The organism is Paenibacillus praedii (assembly GCF_049725345.1).
GTDB lineage: Bacteria > Bacillota > Bacilli > Paenibacillales > Paenibacillaceae > Pristimantibacillus.
This window is the reverse complement of the sequence record NZ_JBMWAM010000026.1, coordinates 50,190-64,871: the sequence shown is the minus strand read 5'-3', so window position 1 is coordinate 64,871 and position 14,682 is coordinate 50,190. Positions and strand designations below refer to the sequence as shown.

Below are 14,682 nucleotides of genomic sequence, written 5' to 3'. Positions count from 1 at the left end.
CTTTTTTCATCAATCCGTTAGGATTCATGAGGCAGTTTTACTCGTTGTTCAGTTTTCAAAGAGCAATCTTTTCTTTCTTGCCGTCCGCGTATGTCTCAGCGGCGACTTTTATAATATATCACAGATGCCCAAGTTAATGCAAGCTATTTTTTTAAATCTTTTTTTGAAGCTTGTTCACTTACTCATGGGGCGAGAACTAATGTAGCATATAAATACCTATGAAGTCAACCTTTTATACAATCGTTTCATTAAACACATGCCTTTACTTCTTAAACTACAACCCATTGTAATCCAATAATCAAAGCAACCCCGGGAATACCTAAAGCAATTACCGCCCCCAAGGTTACTGGATTAAGTGGAATATACATCCCCGGAACAAGTCCTGAATAATTTAATACATATAATAATGCCGCCGCCATTACCAAATGAAGCGAAAATACACGAAGCCATCCCCAAGAGAGCCTATTACGTAATACAACTGCAATCAATAATAAAGATGAGGCAATAAATATCGCCAGCCAAACTGTTTTCATTTGAAGTCTCCTTTCCATACTGGCCAAGTGCCTTTTATTTGCTTTGCGGTGCGCAGCAGCATTTCATATCTTTTCTCAGCCGAGATCATCGCATATATCGCATAATCAACCTGATCCTTGCCAACTGCATAATTAAAAAAACGATTAGCGTTCTCCCACTCCTGATGCGCTTCTGTGATTTCCTGGCTTAATTGCTCCATTCGCTTCTCTACAGCCTGATCCATTTTTTGCATCTGATGGCTCACTAACATCCCTCCGCTTGTCCAGCACGTTATCAGCTTTTTACTATATGTATAAGCTTGGCATGCGGAATAGAACGTGTTCGTTAGTTTACAGAGGCTGGATGTTGCGTACAAATGGTTACCTTTCAATACGAGCCGTCGCCAAATACAACAAAGAACGGCAGGTCGAGAGCTCATTCGCTCTTGGCCTGCCGTTCTGAAAAATATTGCTTGTTACTTCCAAATGCATTTCATTGTTATTGCAATTCACGCCTGCCTTCCATCGCTTTGGACAGTGTGACTTCATCTGCGTATTCCAGGTCTCCGCCAACAGGCAGTCCGTGAGCAATACGTGTAACCTTAATACCAAATGGCTTTACGAGCCGGGACAAATACATCGCCGTCGCCTCGCCTTCAATGTTGGGGTTAGTAGCTAGAATTAGCTCCTGCACCCGTTCATCGCTAAGCCTTCTCAATAATTCCGCAATTCGAATTTCATCCGGACCTATCCCTTCAATAGGCGAAATCGCCCCTTGAAGAACATGATATTGTCCTTGAAAATCCTTCATACGTTCGATCGCGACAAGATCCTTCGATTCTTGAACAACACAAATCACGGATGAGTCACGCGACTTATCCTGGCAGATTTTGCAGGGATCCGTGTCCGTAATATTGCAACAAACCGAACAATAAAACAAATTACGCTTGACGCTGACCAGTGCCTTTGCAAAATCAATGACATCGTCTTCCTTCATTCGAAGCACATAAAACGCCAAACGAGCGGCCGTTTTCGGACCAATACCCGGTAGTCGCGAGAATGCATCAATTAATTTCGCTATCGGTTCGGGATAATACAAAGCGGGGTACAGCTCCTTTCAAAACGGAAGCGTTGCCGCCTCTTAGAACAATCCAGGAATCTTCATGCCGCCAGTAAACTTGCCCATATCCTTGTTAGCAAGCTCATCCACCTTCGATAGCGCATCATTAACAGCTGTGAGAACAAGATCTTGCAGCATTTCTACATCTTCTGGATCTACCGCTTCCGGCTTGATCGCAATACTAAGTAATTTTTTGTGACCGTTGGCTACTACCGTTACGACTCCGCCGCCAGCCGTGCCTTCCACCGTTTTCGTTTCCAGCTCTTCCTGCGCTTTCATCATTTGGTCCTGCATCTTCTTCACTTGCTTCATCATTTGATTCATATTATTCATTACCAATCACCCCATCATTAGAATTTAATCGTTATCCTTCACAACAACCAAATCTTCACCAAAGAGCTTTACCGCTTCCTCCACCCAGATGGGCTGACTTGCGGCTTCTGAAGCCTCTGTTGGTTCAGACTCCAGCTGCAGCGCCTCACTCTGCAGCTGGCTTGCTCCAGCTGCAGCCGCCTGCCAATCCTTCATCATGACCGTAACGAGACGCAGCTGCTCTCCAAGAACATCATACATAACCTTCTCGATAATCTCACGGTTAGCAGGCTTCTCCGTAGTTTCCCGGTGCATCGTGTTCTTAAATGCAACAAGCACGGCTCCTTCTGCAGCAGCTACAGGCTCTCCATCCTTCAGCCACGCGTGAACGGTGATTTTCGCATCCTTCACGCCTTGGAGCACATCATTCCACTTCATTCGGAATGCATTAAACGCCGGATTTTGCGCTTCTGCCAGATACTTATCCAGCTTAACAGAAGCACGTGCCATACCGCCAGAACTCCCGCCAAAAGAGCTGCGAACCGCATTCGAGCGAGTGCCCGTCTGCCTTGCAGCGCCGCCTCCCTCAGCTGGTTGACCGGCAACGGCTATCCCATTCTTAAGTGCTTGCTCCAGCTTGCGCTCCAGCACTTCAATCTGCTGACGCAATCGACCTATCTCCGCTGAAGGTGCACCTGCTGAATCAGATGCATTGCCTCCTGATGCTCCTTCTCTTGCCTGCCCCTCGCTAAGTGTACAAAGTTTCATAAGCGCCACTTCAAATAAGGTTTGAGGCTGTGCAGCATGCTTGAGCTCAACCTGGTACCGATTAAGCGTATCAATCATGGCGAATAGCCGATCGGGTGTAAAGGCATCTGCCATCGCCTGAAACCGCTGAGGATCAACGACACGCTCCGTTGCAGCCCCGCCTTGAGGCGCCAGCTTCAAAACGAGCAGATCACGGAAATAATAAATTAAGTTTTCCATGCATTTGTCCGCGCTCTTGCCGGCTTGCATCAGTCTCTCGACTAAAGGCATTACCGCTGCTACGTTCCGATCCTTAACCGCTTCCGCCAGCTGATAGAAATGATCTGCCGCCATCCCGCCAGTCACATCTATTGCAGCCTCCAGCGTGATGGTTTCGCCGCCGAAGGCAGATACCTGCTCCAGCAAGCTAATCGCATCACGCATGCCGCCTTCAGATAAACGGGCTATATAAGAAATAGCGTCCTCATCTGCCCGAATGCCCTCTGAGCGGCAAATCTCTAATAAGCGTTCTGATTGCTCCTCAAGCGATACTTGCCTGAAATCAAACCGCTGACAACGTGAGATGATAGTCGCAGGAAGCTTATGCGGCTCTGTTGTTGCCAAGATGAAAATAACATGCCCGGGCGGCTCCTCCAATGTCTTGAGTAAAGCGTTAAACGCCTCGGCCGTAAGCATATGTACTTCATCTATAATATAAACCTTGAATCGGACCTCTGAAGGCGCATATCTCACTTTGTCGCGAATATCTCGAATTTCATCAATACCGCGATTAGATGCAGCATCAATCTCGATTACATCCATAATATGTCCCGCAGTAATCCCAATGCAAGCATCGCATTCATTGCAGGGCTCCGCAGCCGGCCCTCGTTCGCAGTTTACCGCCTTGGCCAATATTTTCGCGGCACTCGTCTTGCCCGTTCCACGTGGTCCGTTAAAAAGATACGCATGCGACACGCGCTGCTCGCGAATCGCATTCTGCAGCGTTTGGATAATATGCTGTTGTCCGACCATGTCCCGGAACGTCTGCGGACGCCAGGCACGGTATAAAGCGATATGTGACACGCAGACCTTTCCTTTCAACTTGCCTAATTATCGCTAGCTTGAACGGCCACCGCCGCCAGCTCATTCCGATGGCTCTATTATACAACAAAAACACCTGTATTCGCTATTTCCGATTAAATCGAATAGCGTTTACAGGTGCTTTATTAAGCGTAAACTGTTGTTGTTATAAGAACATTTGAACCGTGCACCTACTCCTGATAAATGCGACCCAGGCGACATTCTTGCATCACAGCTCGAGCCAGGCACTCCCCCGGCACATGAACTAATTTACTTACGGCTGCTTCCTTCCGGACCTGACCGGGTTCATAAACGTCCATTGCGGAGGACCCAACTGTCAACACTGCTATCAAGTGCCAAGACCCCGCATCAGCATAACCTCAAGCAGGAATTCAACCTCGCTACAGCGGATTGCGAGTTACAGGGCACCGCTACCTCCCCATCTAGCACGGCAAAAATAAGTATATCCGATCTCGTCTCAAAGTGCAACCAGGGTATAAACTGCCATTCGTCAGCCTCCCTCGGAAAACGCCTGGTTTTCCTGAAAAACTAACGTAATATCAGGGCTTAGATAAGTGAATCCGCTTGAAAAATAAACACGATGAAAGCAGGAACACTGCTCCGTGTATTATTTCTTGATTGCTACATAAACATGATATCTAGGCATATTGTACTGAACGATAGACTGAGCCTTCGTTCGAATATGATCCACTTCGGAATCGGAAAGCTTTTTGTTCACTCTCAAGTTAACATATAAATCAGCACCTTTGAAAACAACCTGCGTGCGTTCAATACCGTCAAGCGGCTCAAGCACCTGCTTGACCATATTGCCATCCTTCTCATAGGTCAAGGCCATATGCCGTCCCGGCAAATTAGGATTACTGTTCGAATAGCCCATATAGCCGTCCTGACCATAGGTATTCACTTTATCATCGTCACGATCACCGCAGCCTCCTGTGAGCAAGGAGATGCACACAATCATCAAGAAAAGCCATAGCCAGCGGCGGTTTCCGTGTTTTTCAAATCGATTTGAATGCAATCAAAAAACCTCCCTTCTAACCATTAGGATGGCTGAGGGAGGTCCTTGTATTCTGCCAAATAAAGGCGGAACGATTTGTAATATTAAATACCGTATTTCTTCTTGAAACGGTCGACGCGGCCGCCGGCATCCAGGAACTTCTGCTTACCCGTGTAGAATGGGTGACATTGGGAACAAACCTCTACGCGAAGGGTCGATTTAATCGAACCAGTCTCGAAGGAGTTACCACAAGCACAAGTAGCTGTAATGACATTGTATGTCGGATGAATACCTTGTTTCATCTCATTCACCTCTTTCTGCCCTGAATCACAAGCGGACCCAGAGTTTAAAATCACGCATTAACGATTATAGCACGAACTGTTTAATAGTTGCAATGAATAATCACTCATCTTATGTTCATCACATTATTGCCTTAGGAGTTGAAGATTATCGCTGCAACGCCTTTGGAGGTACATGGGTGTATGAGCCAATTACAACGCCCGGCAACTCCTCACGGAATATTTCCAGCATTTGCTTCATGCCATATATCTCGCCCTGTGCTTTCGGTATAATCTCTAAATAGCTCTCGGGATCAATATTCAAGTTGCGCATTTGAATGAGCTTCAAGCCTGTACGCTTGACGAACCCGATCATCGCTTCGATTTCTTCTTCGCGATCGGTAACGCCAGGAAAGATCAAATAATTGATTGACGTGTACACACCTTTGTCTGTCGCATATTTGAGAGATTTCTCAACATTCTTCAGCGTATATCCGCGCGGCTTGTAGTAAGCATTATAATGCTCATCAATCGCGCTGATCGTGCTGACACGCATAAGATTAAGCCCGGCATCCACAATCGCACGCATATAGTCGGTTAATCCCGCATTAGTGTTGATGTTAATATAACCGTGAGATGTCTGACTGCGTACGCGCTGCATAGCTTCCACAATAATTTTTGCCTGCGTTGACGGTTCTCCTTCGCAGCCCTGACCGAAGCTGATAATGGAATCCGGCTCTCGCAAATGCTCAAGCATAATTTCCACCACTTCATCGACCGTAGGCTTAAAGTTCATCCGCGTTTGCGGAGCAACAAACCCGCTATCATCCGGCTGCTCAGAAATACAGCCAAAGCAGCCCGCATTACATGAATAGGAAACCGGAACCCCACCCTCCCACCGTCCCAAAAATGTATTGGACGAGGTTAAGCATTCGTAGCCTAAGGCACAGTTCGACAAGTGTTTATATAAGCGGTTTTCCGGATATTTGGCGAGCAGGCGCTCCACCTGAATACCAAGCTCTCCGCGATCGCAATTAAGCGGATCCCATCTCTCCGGGTCATCGGACTTCTCTGCAGTAACATAGAACTGACCGTCCTTCCAGACGACAGCTGTATAGCCGAATAACGGAAGCTTCTCATTCTTGTCCGCTTTAACGTATCCAGGCAAGCATAGACGAGTAAAGCCTTGGGGCATAAGTGCGCCAACCGCTTGTACATCGCCAGGCAAGACCTGCATGTCACCAGTTACCGGATTTAATCCGATAGGCCGTGTGAACGGCAAACTAACCAGTGTCGCTCCATTCGGTAGAGGAATAAGCTCATTTTCCATAATTTCAACAATCATATCGCCGCTTCTTGCTAAAGCAACAAAATCGGGATGATCAAATACATTTCCTTTTGCATCCGCATATACGAGATTCATGATGCCCTCCTTCCTGCGGTCTTACGATCCGTGCGTCGTTCTAGGCGTAGGACGTCTGCCGGTCGTTGTTGTACTGCTTTTCATGCCGGTCCGCTCCGGCTTCGCTTCCGTTGTTGTATCCAAAGACATGAGAAACTGCTCATTGTTCTCGGTATCCTTCAGCTTCTTCAAGAAATTGTCAACGAATTCCAGCGAATCATTCATATTGCGGCGAATCGCCCACACCTTATCCAGCTCTTCCTTCGTTAACAGCATCTCTTCACGTCTCGTACCTGATCTGCGCATATCGAGAGCAGGGAAGATACGACGCTCAGATAGCTTACGGTCAAGATGAAGCTCCATATTGCCCGTTCCTTTAAATTCCTCATAAATAATATCATCCATACGTGAACCTGTTTCAATTAACGCAGTTGCGAGAATCGTCAAGCTGCCACCCTCTTCAACATTTCGCGCCGAGCCAAAAAACCGCTTCGGACGGTGAAACGCTGCTGGATCGATACCGCCGCTAAGCGTTCTGCCAGAAGGAGGAATGACCAGGTTATAAGCCCTTGCAAGACGAGTAATGCTGTCCATCAAAATAACAACGTCCTTTTTATGCTCGACAAGGCGAAGCGCTCTTTCGAGCACAAGCTCCGCTACTTTAATATGATTCTCCGGCAGCTCGTCAAAGGTTGAAGCCACGACCTCTCCTTTCACGGAGCGCTGCATATCCGTTACTTCCTCGGGACGCTCATCAATAAGCAGAACGAACAGTTCGATGTCAGGACGATTTTCTGAAATGCTGTGTGCGATTTCTTTCAGGAGCAAGGTCTTACCCGTCTTTGGAGGGGCCACGATCAAGCCGCGCTGCCCAAGCCCCACAGGGGCAAGCAAATCCATAATTCGTGTGGAAAGCTTCGATTGCGTGGTTTCGAGCACCAGCTTCTTTTCCGGATATAGTGGAGTAAGCGCAGGAAAATGCAGTCGTTCGGATGCGGTCTCTGGATTCTCGCCATTCACGGCGTTTACCTGCAGCAGCCCAAAATACCGTTCATTCTCCTTCGGAGGTCTGCATTTGCCCGATACGAGATCGCCGCTCCGCAGATCAAATCTGCGAATTTGCGAAGCTGAAATATAAATATCCTCTTTGCTGGGCAAATAGTTGATCGGCCGCAAAAATCCGAAGCCTTCTTGTAAAATATCGAGCACGCCTTCCATGAACATGAGGCCGCTCTTCTCCGCTTGCGCGCGAAGGATTGCGAAAATCAGCTCTTTCTTCTTCAAAGTACCGTAATAAGCGATCTGATATTGCTTTGCGAGCTTATATAACTCGGTCAACTTCATCTCTTCGAGATCAGCGATCTGAAGTTCTGTCATGTTCTCACCACTTTATTCAGTTTTCATTAATAGGTTTGGATATCTAGTATATACGATGGCCTGATTAACCAGCATTGCCGAATCAGGCATCGTCTATTCTTTATTCGGATGAATCGCTCTCGCGCCATACATCAGCGCCGAGTCTGCACAGGTTTTCTACCAGGTTGTCATAGCCTCGATCGATGTATTCAACGCCCGTTATTTCGGTAACGCCCTCTTCCACCGTTAAAGCTGCGACTACCAGGGCAGCCCCTGCGCGCAAATCTGCGGCTTTCACTTTAGCAGCATTCAGTTTGCCGCCCTCAATGATGGCGGAACGGCCTTCGACACGAATAGTAGCCCCCATACGGGTGAGCTCCGGCACATGCTTAAAACGGGTGCCGTATACATAATCTGTCAAAATACTCACGCCATTCGCTTGCGTAAGCAAGGTCGTCATCGGTGACTGCAAATCCGTAGGAATGCCTGGATATACAAGTGCTTTAACATCGATAGAAGAATATTCAGGACCGCCGATAATACGAATCGATTCGTCCATTTCAATGACCTGCACACCCATCTCTTCGAGCTTTGCGGTCATCGCTTCTAAGTGCTTCGGAATCACATTATCAATTAGGACATCGCCGCGCGTTGCGGCAGCTGCAATCATATACGTACCAGCTTGAATTCGATCGGGAATGATGGAATGTCGGCAACCGTGCAGCTGATCGACCCCTTCAATTCGAATCGTTTCAGTTCCGGCACCTTTAATTTTTGCGCCCATGGCATTTAGGAGAGTAGCTACATCTATAATTTCAGGCTCTTTTGCCGCGTTTTCGATAATCGTAAATCCTTTGGCCCGGGAGGCCGCCAGCATAATGTTAATCGTTGCTCCAACGCTTGCCACGTCGAGATAAATTTTCGCGCCGCGCAGCTCCTTAGCGAATATTCGAATCGATCCGTGCTCATTGGTAACCGTAGCGCCCAACGCTTCAAATCCTTTAATATGCTGATCGATCGGTCTCGGCTCGAAGTTGCAGCCCCCTGGCAGCCCAATCGTCGCTTCGCCAAATCTGCCAAGCATAGCCCCCATCAAATAATACGATGCGCGCAATAATTTCACTTTGCCGTTTGGCATTGGCTTCGATGTCAGCTTCGAAGGATCAATGCGCATCATATCTCCGTCGCGCTTTACGACTGCTCCAAGCTCTTCTAATATTTCACTATATACCGCTACATCACTGATCATCGGTAAATTGTCTAACACAACTTCTGACTCTGCCAAAATGGAAGCAGGAACAAGCGCAACCGCACTGTTCTTCGCTCCGCTGATTTGAACGGTGCCGCGCAGCGGCCGTCCACCTCGTATCATCAATTTCTCCATCTAGTCATTGTTCCTCCCGTGAGTTGGAAGGGAACAAAGGAAAGCCGCCAAAACAAATGCAGCAGGCTTGCACTTGATGCACATGCCTTCATGAGGCGGCTTGAATTCCCTTGCTCCTGTTTGTTACGCTTGGTTGTTACTGCCGAACAAGCGAATTTTCTCCTGAATAACAGCCTTCATCGCGTTGCGAGCAGCTGTCAGGTTTTTACATGGGTCGAACAATTCGCCATTAGCTGCTAGAGCTTCGCGAATTGCGTTTGTGCAAGCAACTTGGTTTTCCGTATTGACGTTGATCTTATCTACGCAAGCTTGGATTGATAATGGAATCGCGTTCGTCTGGAACATTCGAACCGCTATGCATGACAACCGGTACTGGAATCGCATCGGTTATTTTTTGAATGATATCATAGTCCATCGAACTTAACGGAAGAGAAATCTGCACGGATACATTTCATAGCAACTTCAAAGCTGCTGCCATGGTCAAGGTGCAAAGTGACTGGAAGACTGGATTTTTGTTGCATCAGCTTGTGCCACTGCAACTGTAACCTCTTGTTCAAGCCCGTTCCGACTTGTCATTCTGAGTCATTATAACATATCGCGGGTTGAAATAGTAAAGCTTGTTTTACTCCCGCATGCATTCAGGTATTACGGACTATATTTGTCCTTTAAATAACAAAAACGACACCGTCTATTTGCAAGCGACGATGCCGTTAAATATTCTAAATGCTAAGTGCCTATAGCAAAGCGGTTTGTCGAATTGCCTCCGCGCAGCTGCATATTTACTGCAATTCGCATCTCATCGATGTCGAATGGCTTCGTAAAGTGCATCAAAGCGCCTAGATCCGTCGCTTCCTTGATCATATCCAGTTCACCGTATGCGGTCATCATAATGACCTTAATATTACGGTCGATTGCTTTCACGTGCTTCAAAATTTCCAAACCATCCATACCGGGAATTTTCATGTCCAGCAGTACGAGGTCGGGAGATTCGTTCTTCACGATTTCTAAAGCCAGCTTGCCGTTAGACGCTTGGAAAGTGTTGTAGCCTTCACTGCTAAACACTTCCATAAGCAGCACGCGTATCCCGTTCTGATCATCCACGATCAATACTTTCTTCTTCTCCAACTCGATATACCTCCCACGACTGAGCTTACCCCCAAAAAAATGGCCAACTCTTCCATAATCGTTAATATATTCGCTTTGGTGGGTATATAATCCTTCTCCTCAAATAGAAAAACTTATCTGAAGTTGTTAAAGAATATGTCATTGCCGCAGATGCAGTTTAATTTCCTGAATATTGAAGGGCTGCCTGTACAAATCCGCGGAACAAAGGCTGCGGACGATTCGGTCTCGAAGTAAATTCGGGATGGAATTGTACGGCCAGGAACCACGGATGATCAGCAATCTCTACCATCTCAACCAGACGCCCGTCCGGTGATGTGCCTGAGAAGCGCAAGCCTGCCGATTCGATTGCTTCACGGTACTCATTATTGAACTCATACCGGTGACGATGGCGCTCGTATACAAGCTCTTCTCCATACTCTTTCGACGCAAGCGTGCCCGGAGTAAGTTTACAAGGGTAAAGACCGAGACGCATCGTGCCGCCCATATCTTCGATGTCCTTCTGGTCCGGAAGCAAATCAATCACCGGATACGGCGTGGACGGGTTGATTTCCGAGCTGTTCGCATTCGCGTAGCCAGCAACATTGCGCGCATATTCAATAACGGCCACTTGCATGCCTAAGCAGATGCCGAAGAACGGAATTTTATTTTCACGAGCGTATTTAATCGCTGTAATTTTCCCTTCAATACCACGGTCACCGAAGCCGCCAGGAACCAAAACGCCATGAACGCCCTGCAGCTGATCTGCAATGTTCTGTTCAGTAAGCTCCTCCGCATTGACCCAACGAAGATTCACTTCGGACTCTGATGCGATACCTGCATGTCCAAGCGACTCTACGATACTGAGGTAAGCGTCATGAAGCGCTACGTATTTGCCGACAATCGCAATTTCGGTCGTTTTGTGAAGCGACTTCACGCGCTTAACAAGCTCTTCCCACTCCCGCATATCCGGCTGTTCCGTCTTAAGCTTCAGATGGTTGACGACGATTTCGTCAAGCCCTTCCTCACGCAGCATCAAAGGAACCTCGTAGAGTGTTGAAGCATCGCGGCATTCGACAACCGCGCTGGCGTCGATATCACAGAACAAGCCTATTTTGCGCTTCAAATCCTCTGCGAGCGGATGCTCTGTGCGGCATACAATAACATTCGGCTGAATACCGATACTGCGCAGTTCCTTAACGCTGTGCTGTGTTGGCTTCGTTTTCACTTCGCCTGCCGCTTTGATATAAGGAATGAGCGTAACATGGATGTACATCACGTTGTCGCGTCCAATATCGCTCTTGATTTGACGAATCGCTTCCAGGAACGGCAAGCTCTCGATGTCACCCACTGTACCGCCGATTTCCGTGATTACGATGTCCGAGCCGGCTTCTTTCCCAGCGCGGAAAACACGTTCCTTGATTTCATTCGTAATATGCGGAATAACCTGAACAGTACCACCCAAGTAATCGCCGCGGCGCTCCTTTGTAATGACACTGGAATAAACTTTGCCCGATGTCACATTGTTGTTCTTCGACAGGTTAATGTCGATGAAACGCTCGTAGTGACCAAGATCTAGATCCGTTTCTGCGCCGTCGTCAGTGACGAACACTTCTCCGTGCTGGTATGGACTCATTGTTCCTGGGTCCACGTTGATGTAGGGATCGAACTTTTGAATCGTTACTTTAAGGCCCCTGTTCTTAAGCAATCGTCCCAGCGAGGCTGCTGTGATACCTTTGCCCAAGGACGACACTACGCCGCCGGTTACAAATATATATTTGGTCACTGTGATGATACCCTCCAAGCTCCTATGGTTAATGTTTAGGTTTGCCCATTTACTCGATAAACATGGATGCAGATACACTCTGCTTATCCATCCAGTTTGTGGAAATACATCCTACAGACCTATCCCCCACAAACAAAAAAAGTGACACCCGTAGCTACGGGGCACTTTTCCTTTTTTGGCATATATAAAAATATAAGTAAGCATAAGCTCAAACTATATACTCTGCTTATATTTCACCGCGAAACGAACTCTTGCCGTCAAAGGACGGTGCCAGACGTCTACGCATGTATGCATTATTTGTTAACCGAATCTTTAGCCCATGCAATAGTTTACTCTGCCCTTATAGGACCTGTCAAGCGAAACTGATATCCTAATCTTCGCTTAAGCAAACTACTTATCGTCGTCCTCTTCTTCATCATCGAATTCATCATCATCTTCGGCATCGTCATCCTCCGAATCCAATTCTCCGTCGACTGCTTCCTCGTCAAGCTCCTCGTCGTCGATTGCAACTTCCTCATCGACTTCCGTTTCCTCTTCCGACTCTTCGAAGTCTTCGCGATCCTCATCAAATACGTCGTAATCCTCTTCCTGCTCGGTGTACGAATCATCTTCCTCATCCGCAAACACATCATCATCTTCTAAATCATCGTCATCGTTGATGATTCTCGTACGCTTCGCATTGCCGACCGGATCCTCGGAGCGCTCTACCGGGTACCAGCGTTTAAGGCCCCACATATTGCTGCCTACGCAAGCAAATCGGCCATCAATATTAATCTCCGTGTACACTTGTGCGATAAATTGATTGATTCCGTCTTGGGAAAGACCGCGTATTTTAGCGATCTCCATCATGAGATCGCGATAATAATAAGGGGTATTGGCCGCCTTCAGCACCTCGAACGCCAAATCGACCATAGGCATTTCCTTCATACGTTCAGGATCCAGCTTTAGCGTGAAATTGCTGCTGCTCATATGGACACATCCTCTCTTGCCAATTAAATTATGTACTCATTTATTCCAATTAAATGTAAGGCCATGCCTGCCGATCTCCTCTTGTACTTTGCTTGCATTTCCCGTGAAATGCGCGTTTGCAACCAGAGGATGGCTTTAGCCGCTTACGCTAGTCACAGTATAGTAAAACCTATTTCTTGCAAAAAAGCAAGCGGCCTATTCGGCTGTCGCCATAGCTTGGACTTAAATGCAAAAAGCGAAGGGAAAATCCCTCCGCCTCGACTGTATCCATTCGGCTGCGACATGAGCTACCGCACCTTGGACGCAAGAGCCCCTGAGAACTCTTTGTTATCCTATGTCCAAGAATATTATTTGACACGGTTTGATGCCTATTTATGCGAAAAAAGGCCAGTTGCTTATACAGGATGGCACGCTCGTTCATACAATAGTTCAGCATGGTCCGTCGGGAGGGAAAGCCAAATTTGGACACCACCGTTTTTATCCGCTTGTTGCAGGATACGATGGCTTGCACGGACAAGGCGACTGTAAAGCGAATTATCCGCTTTCAGCATGCGAGCGACTACAGAACCTTCATTCAGCAGTTGCCCGCGGTCACTTCGTCGTCATCACCTCGAAAAAGAATTAGACAGATGAATAGTATTCGCGCTATTTCTTGCAGGCTGCCTGCCCAAGAAACGCTGGAGCAATTCTCAGGCCGGATATGGATTGAGAAGGATTGCAAAATTAGTGTGCATGCGGGAGCGCAAAAGTCGACTTTTATAGACAAAGGGATTCCTTGGGGCGTCAATCAAATAAAAGCGCCGCTTGCCTGGAGCACGACAACCGGCCATCGCATCAAGGTCGGCGTCATTGATACCGGGGTTGATTTCAGCCATCCCGATTTGTACCATTCGTTATCGAGAGGCATCAATCTGATGAACAGAAGCATGCTTCCTCATGATGATAACGGTCACGGCACGCATATCGCAGGCACGATTGCCGCGGCCAATCAGCTGCAGGGAATGATCGGCGTAGCGCCGCGAGCGCTTATTTCCCCTGTTAAGGCCTTCGATCACAATGGGAGCGCATTCGTTTCCGACATTATTCTAGGAATTGAATGGTGCATTCGTAATCGAATGAACGTCGTTAATATGAGCTTTGGGATGAAGACCAAAAGCAAGGCGCTGCTTAGCGCCGTTATTAATGCGTACAATGCCGGTATTATCATCGTTGCATCCTCCGGCAATGATGGCAAACAACGCTCCGTCGATTACCCCGCACGTTATCCGCAGACCATATCAGTAGGCGCTACCAACAAGCTCCGCCGTGTTGCTCCCTTCAGCAATCGCGGGCTCTTTATAGATGTATATGCGCCCGGGGACAAAATTGTTTCCGCGTGGCTTCGCGGCAAGTATAACGAAATGAGCGGCACCTCTATGGCTACCTCGCATGTCAGCGGCGCTATTGCTCTGCTGCTTGCTCACAAGCCAGGGCTTGCGCCCGCTGAAATCAAAAACATTATCAAGCGCTCCGTACAGCCTCTAAGAGGCAACAAAGCCCGCCGAACGGTCGGCGAGCTTGACGTGATGCGTATGATCCAAGCCGTGGATAAAGCATGACTCCTCGGCTTGTTTTATT

General features: G+C 47.6%; 17 protein-coding genes and 1 other RNA gene. 2 read left to right on the top strand and 16 right to left on the bottom strand.

What is annotated here, in order from left to right; genetic code table 11:
- Window positions 1-205: hypothetical protein (locus tag ACO9K6_RS18970; protein WP_424769120.1), on the top strand; the 205-nt coding region annotated here is incomplete at its 5' end.
- A 64-nt stretch (window positions 206-269) separates the two neighbouring features.
- Here the strand turns inward: ACO9K6_RS18970 and ACO9K6_RS18965 are convergent.
- The 16 genes from ACO9K6_RS18965 to rpoE all read right to left on the bottom strand — a co-directional run bounded on the left by ACO9K6_RS18965 (window position 270) and on the right by rpoE (window position 13,065).
- On the bottom strand, window positions 270-533 hold the full coding sequence (locus tag ACO9K6_RS18965) for a pro-sigmaK processing inhibitor BofA family protein (RefSeq protein WP_424769119.1): 264 nt from the start codon (window positions 531-533) through the stop codon (window positions 270-272).
- On the bottom strand, window positions 530-778 hold the full coding sequence (locus ACO9K6_RS18960; RefSeq protein WP_424769118.1) for a DUF2508 family protein: 249 nt from the start codon (window positions 776-778) through the stop codon (window positions 530-532). The genes ACO9K6_RS18965 and ACO9K6_RS18960 overlap by 4 nt, the downstream gene beginning before the upstream one ends.
- A 233-nt stretch (window positions 779-1,011) precedes the next feature.
- Window positions 1,012-1,611 (bottom strand): recombination mediator RecR, encoded by a 600-nt coding sequence (recR, locus tag ACO9K6_RS18955; RefSeq protein WP_424769117.1) that lies wholly within the window; start codon window positions 1,609-1,611, stop codon window positions 1,012-1,014.
- Between the two features lie 42 nt (window positions 1,612-1,653).
- On the bottom strand, window positions 1,654-1,965 hold the full coding sequence (locus ACO9K6_RS18950) for a YbaB/EbfC family nucleoid-associated protein (protein WP_424769116.1): 312 nt from the start codon (window positions 1,963-1,965) through the stop codon (window positions 1,654-1,656).
- 24 nt (window positions 1,966-1,989) lie between these two features.
- Window positions 1,990-3,774 (bottom strand): DNA polymerase III subunit gamma/tau, encoded by a 1,785-nt coding sequence (dnaX, locus tag ACO9K6_RS18945; RefSeq protein WP_424769115.1) that lies wholly within the window; start codon window positions 3,772-3,774, stop codon window positions 1,990-1,992.
- A 180-nt stretch (window positions 3,775-3,954) separates the two neighbouring features.
- Window positions 3,955-4,223, bottom strand: an RNA gene (gene ffs, locus ACO9K6_RS18940) — signal recognition particle sRNA large type.
- 176 nt (window positions 4,224-4,399) lie between these two features.
- Entirely contained in the window at window positions 4,400-4,810 is a 411-nt protein-coding gene (locus ACO9K6_RS18935; protein ID WP_424769114.1) for a hypothetical protein, read from the bottom strand.
- A gap of 83 nt (window positions 4,811-4,893) precedes the next feature.
- Window positions 4,894-5,091, bottom strand: coding sequence for a 50S ribosomal protein L31 (rpmE, locus tag ACO9K6_RS18930; RefSeq protein ID WP_424769113.1), 198 nt, complete (start codon window positions 5,089-5,091; stop codon window positions 4,894-4,896).
- 145 nt (window positions 5,092-5,236) lie between these two features.
- The gene (locus ACO9K6_RS18925) at window positions 5,237-6,490 is read right to left on the bottom strand and encodes a radical SAM family protein (protein WP_424769112.1); all 1,254 of its coding nucleotides are present in this window, start codon (window positions 6,488-6,490) and stop codon (window positions 5,237-5,239) included.
- 21 nt (window positions 6,491-6,511) lie between these two features.
- Window positions 6,512-7,846 (bottom strand): transcription termination factor Rho, encoded by a 1,335-nt coding sequence (rho, locus tag ACO9K6_RS18920; RefSeq protein ID WP_424769111.1) that lies wholly within the window; start codon window positions 7,844-7,846, stop codon window positions 6,512-6,514.
- Window positions 7,847-7,946: 100 nt separating this feature from the next.
- Entirely contained in the window at window positions 7,947-9,209 is a 1,263-nt protein-coding gene (locus tag ACO9K6_RS18915) for a UDP-N-acetylglucosamine 1-carboxyvinyltransferase (RefSeq protein WP_424769110.1), read from the bottom strand.
- A 123-nt stretch (window positions 9,210-9,332) separates the two neighbouring features.
- A complete protein-coding gene (locus ACO9K6_RS18910) occupies window positions 9,333-9,554 on the bottom strand; it encodes a class II fructose-bisphosphate aldolase (RefSeq protein WP_424769109.1) in 222 nt (73 codons plus the stop codon).
- 59 nt (window positions 9,555-9,613) lie between these two features.
- A complete protein-coding gene (locus tag ACO9K6_RS18905) occupies window positions 9,614-9,730 on the bottom strand; it encodes a class II fructose-bisphosphate aldolase (protein WP_424769121.1) in 117 nt (38 codons plus the stop codon).
- A gap of 205 nt (window positions 9,731-9,935) precedes the next feature.
- A complete protein-coding gene (locus tag ACO9K6_RS18900) occupies window positions 9,936-10,334 on the bottom strand; it encodes a response regulator (protein ID WP_424769108.1) in 399 nt (132 codons plus the stop codon).
- Between the two features lie 157 nt (window positions 10,335-10,491).
- Complete coding sequence (locus tag ACO9K6_RS18895) at window positions 10,492-12,096, bottom strand: CTP synthase (protein ID WP_424769107.1); 1,605 nt, start codon at window positions 12,094-12,096, stop codon at window positions 10,492-10,494.
- 390 nt (window positions 12,097-12,486) lie between these two features.
- Window positions 12,487-13,065 (bottom strand): DNA-directed RNA polymerase subunit delta, encoded by a 579-nt coding sequence (gene rpoE, locus ACO9K6_RS18890; protein WP_424769106.1) that lies wholly within the window; start codon window positions 13,063-13,065, stop codon window positions 12,487-12,489.
- Between the two features lie 461 nt (window positions 13,066-13,526).
- On the opposite strand from rpoE, the gene ACO9K6_RS18885 reads away from it, so the two are divergent.
- Window positions 13,527-14,663: a S8 family peptidase gene (locus ACO9K6_RS18885; protein WP_424769105.1), complete on the top strand. Its 1,137-nt coding sequence runs from the start codon at window positions 13,527-13,529 to the stop codon at window positions 14,661-14,663.
- The last annotated feature ends 19 nt before the right edge of the window (window positions 14,664-14,682 follow it).

Excerpts from the sequence above, each read along its gene's own strand:
- ACO9K6_RS18965 (WP_424769119.1), bottom strand. The coding sequence starts at position 533 with ATGAAAACAGTTTGGCTGGCGATATTTATTGCCTCATCTTTATTATTG.
- ACO9K6_RS18950 (WP_424769116.1), bottom strand. The coding sequence starts at position 1,965 with ATGAATAATATGAATCAAATGATGAAGCAAGTGAAGAAGATGCAGGAC.
- rpmE (WP_424769113.1), bottom strand. The coding sequence starts at position 5,091 with ATGAAACAAGGTATTCATCCGACATACAATGTCATTACAGCTACTTGT.
- ACO9K6_RS18925 (WP_424769112.1), bottom strand. The coding sequence starts at position 6,490 with ATGAATCTCGTATATGCGGATGCAAAAGGAAATGTATTTGATCATCCC.
- rho (WP_424769111.1), bottom strand. The coding sequence starts at position 7,846 with ATGACAGAACTTCAGATCGCTGATCTCGAAGAGATGAAGTTGACCGAG.
- ACO9K6_RS18915 (WP_424769110.1), bottom strand. The coding sequence starts at position 9,209 with ATGGAGAAATTGATGATACGAGGTGGACGGCCGCTGCGCGGCACCGTT.
- ACO9K6_RS18910 (WP_424769109.1), bottom strand. The coding sequence starts at position 9,554 with ATGTTCCAGACGAACGCGATTCCATTATCAATCCAAGCTTGCGTAGAT.
- ACO9K6_RS18905 (WP_424769121.1), bottom strand. The coding sequence starts at position 9,730 with ATGCAACAAAAATCCAGTCTTCCAGTCACTTTGCACCTTGACCATGGC.
- rpoE (WP_424769106.1), bottom strand. The coding sequence starts at position 13,065 with ATGAGCAGCAGCAATTTCACGCTAAAGCTGGATCCTGAACGTATGAAG.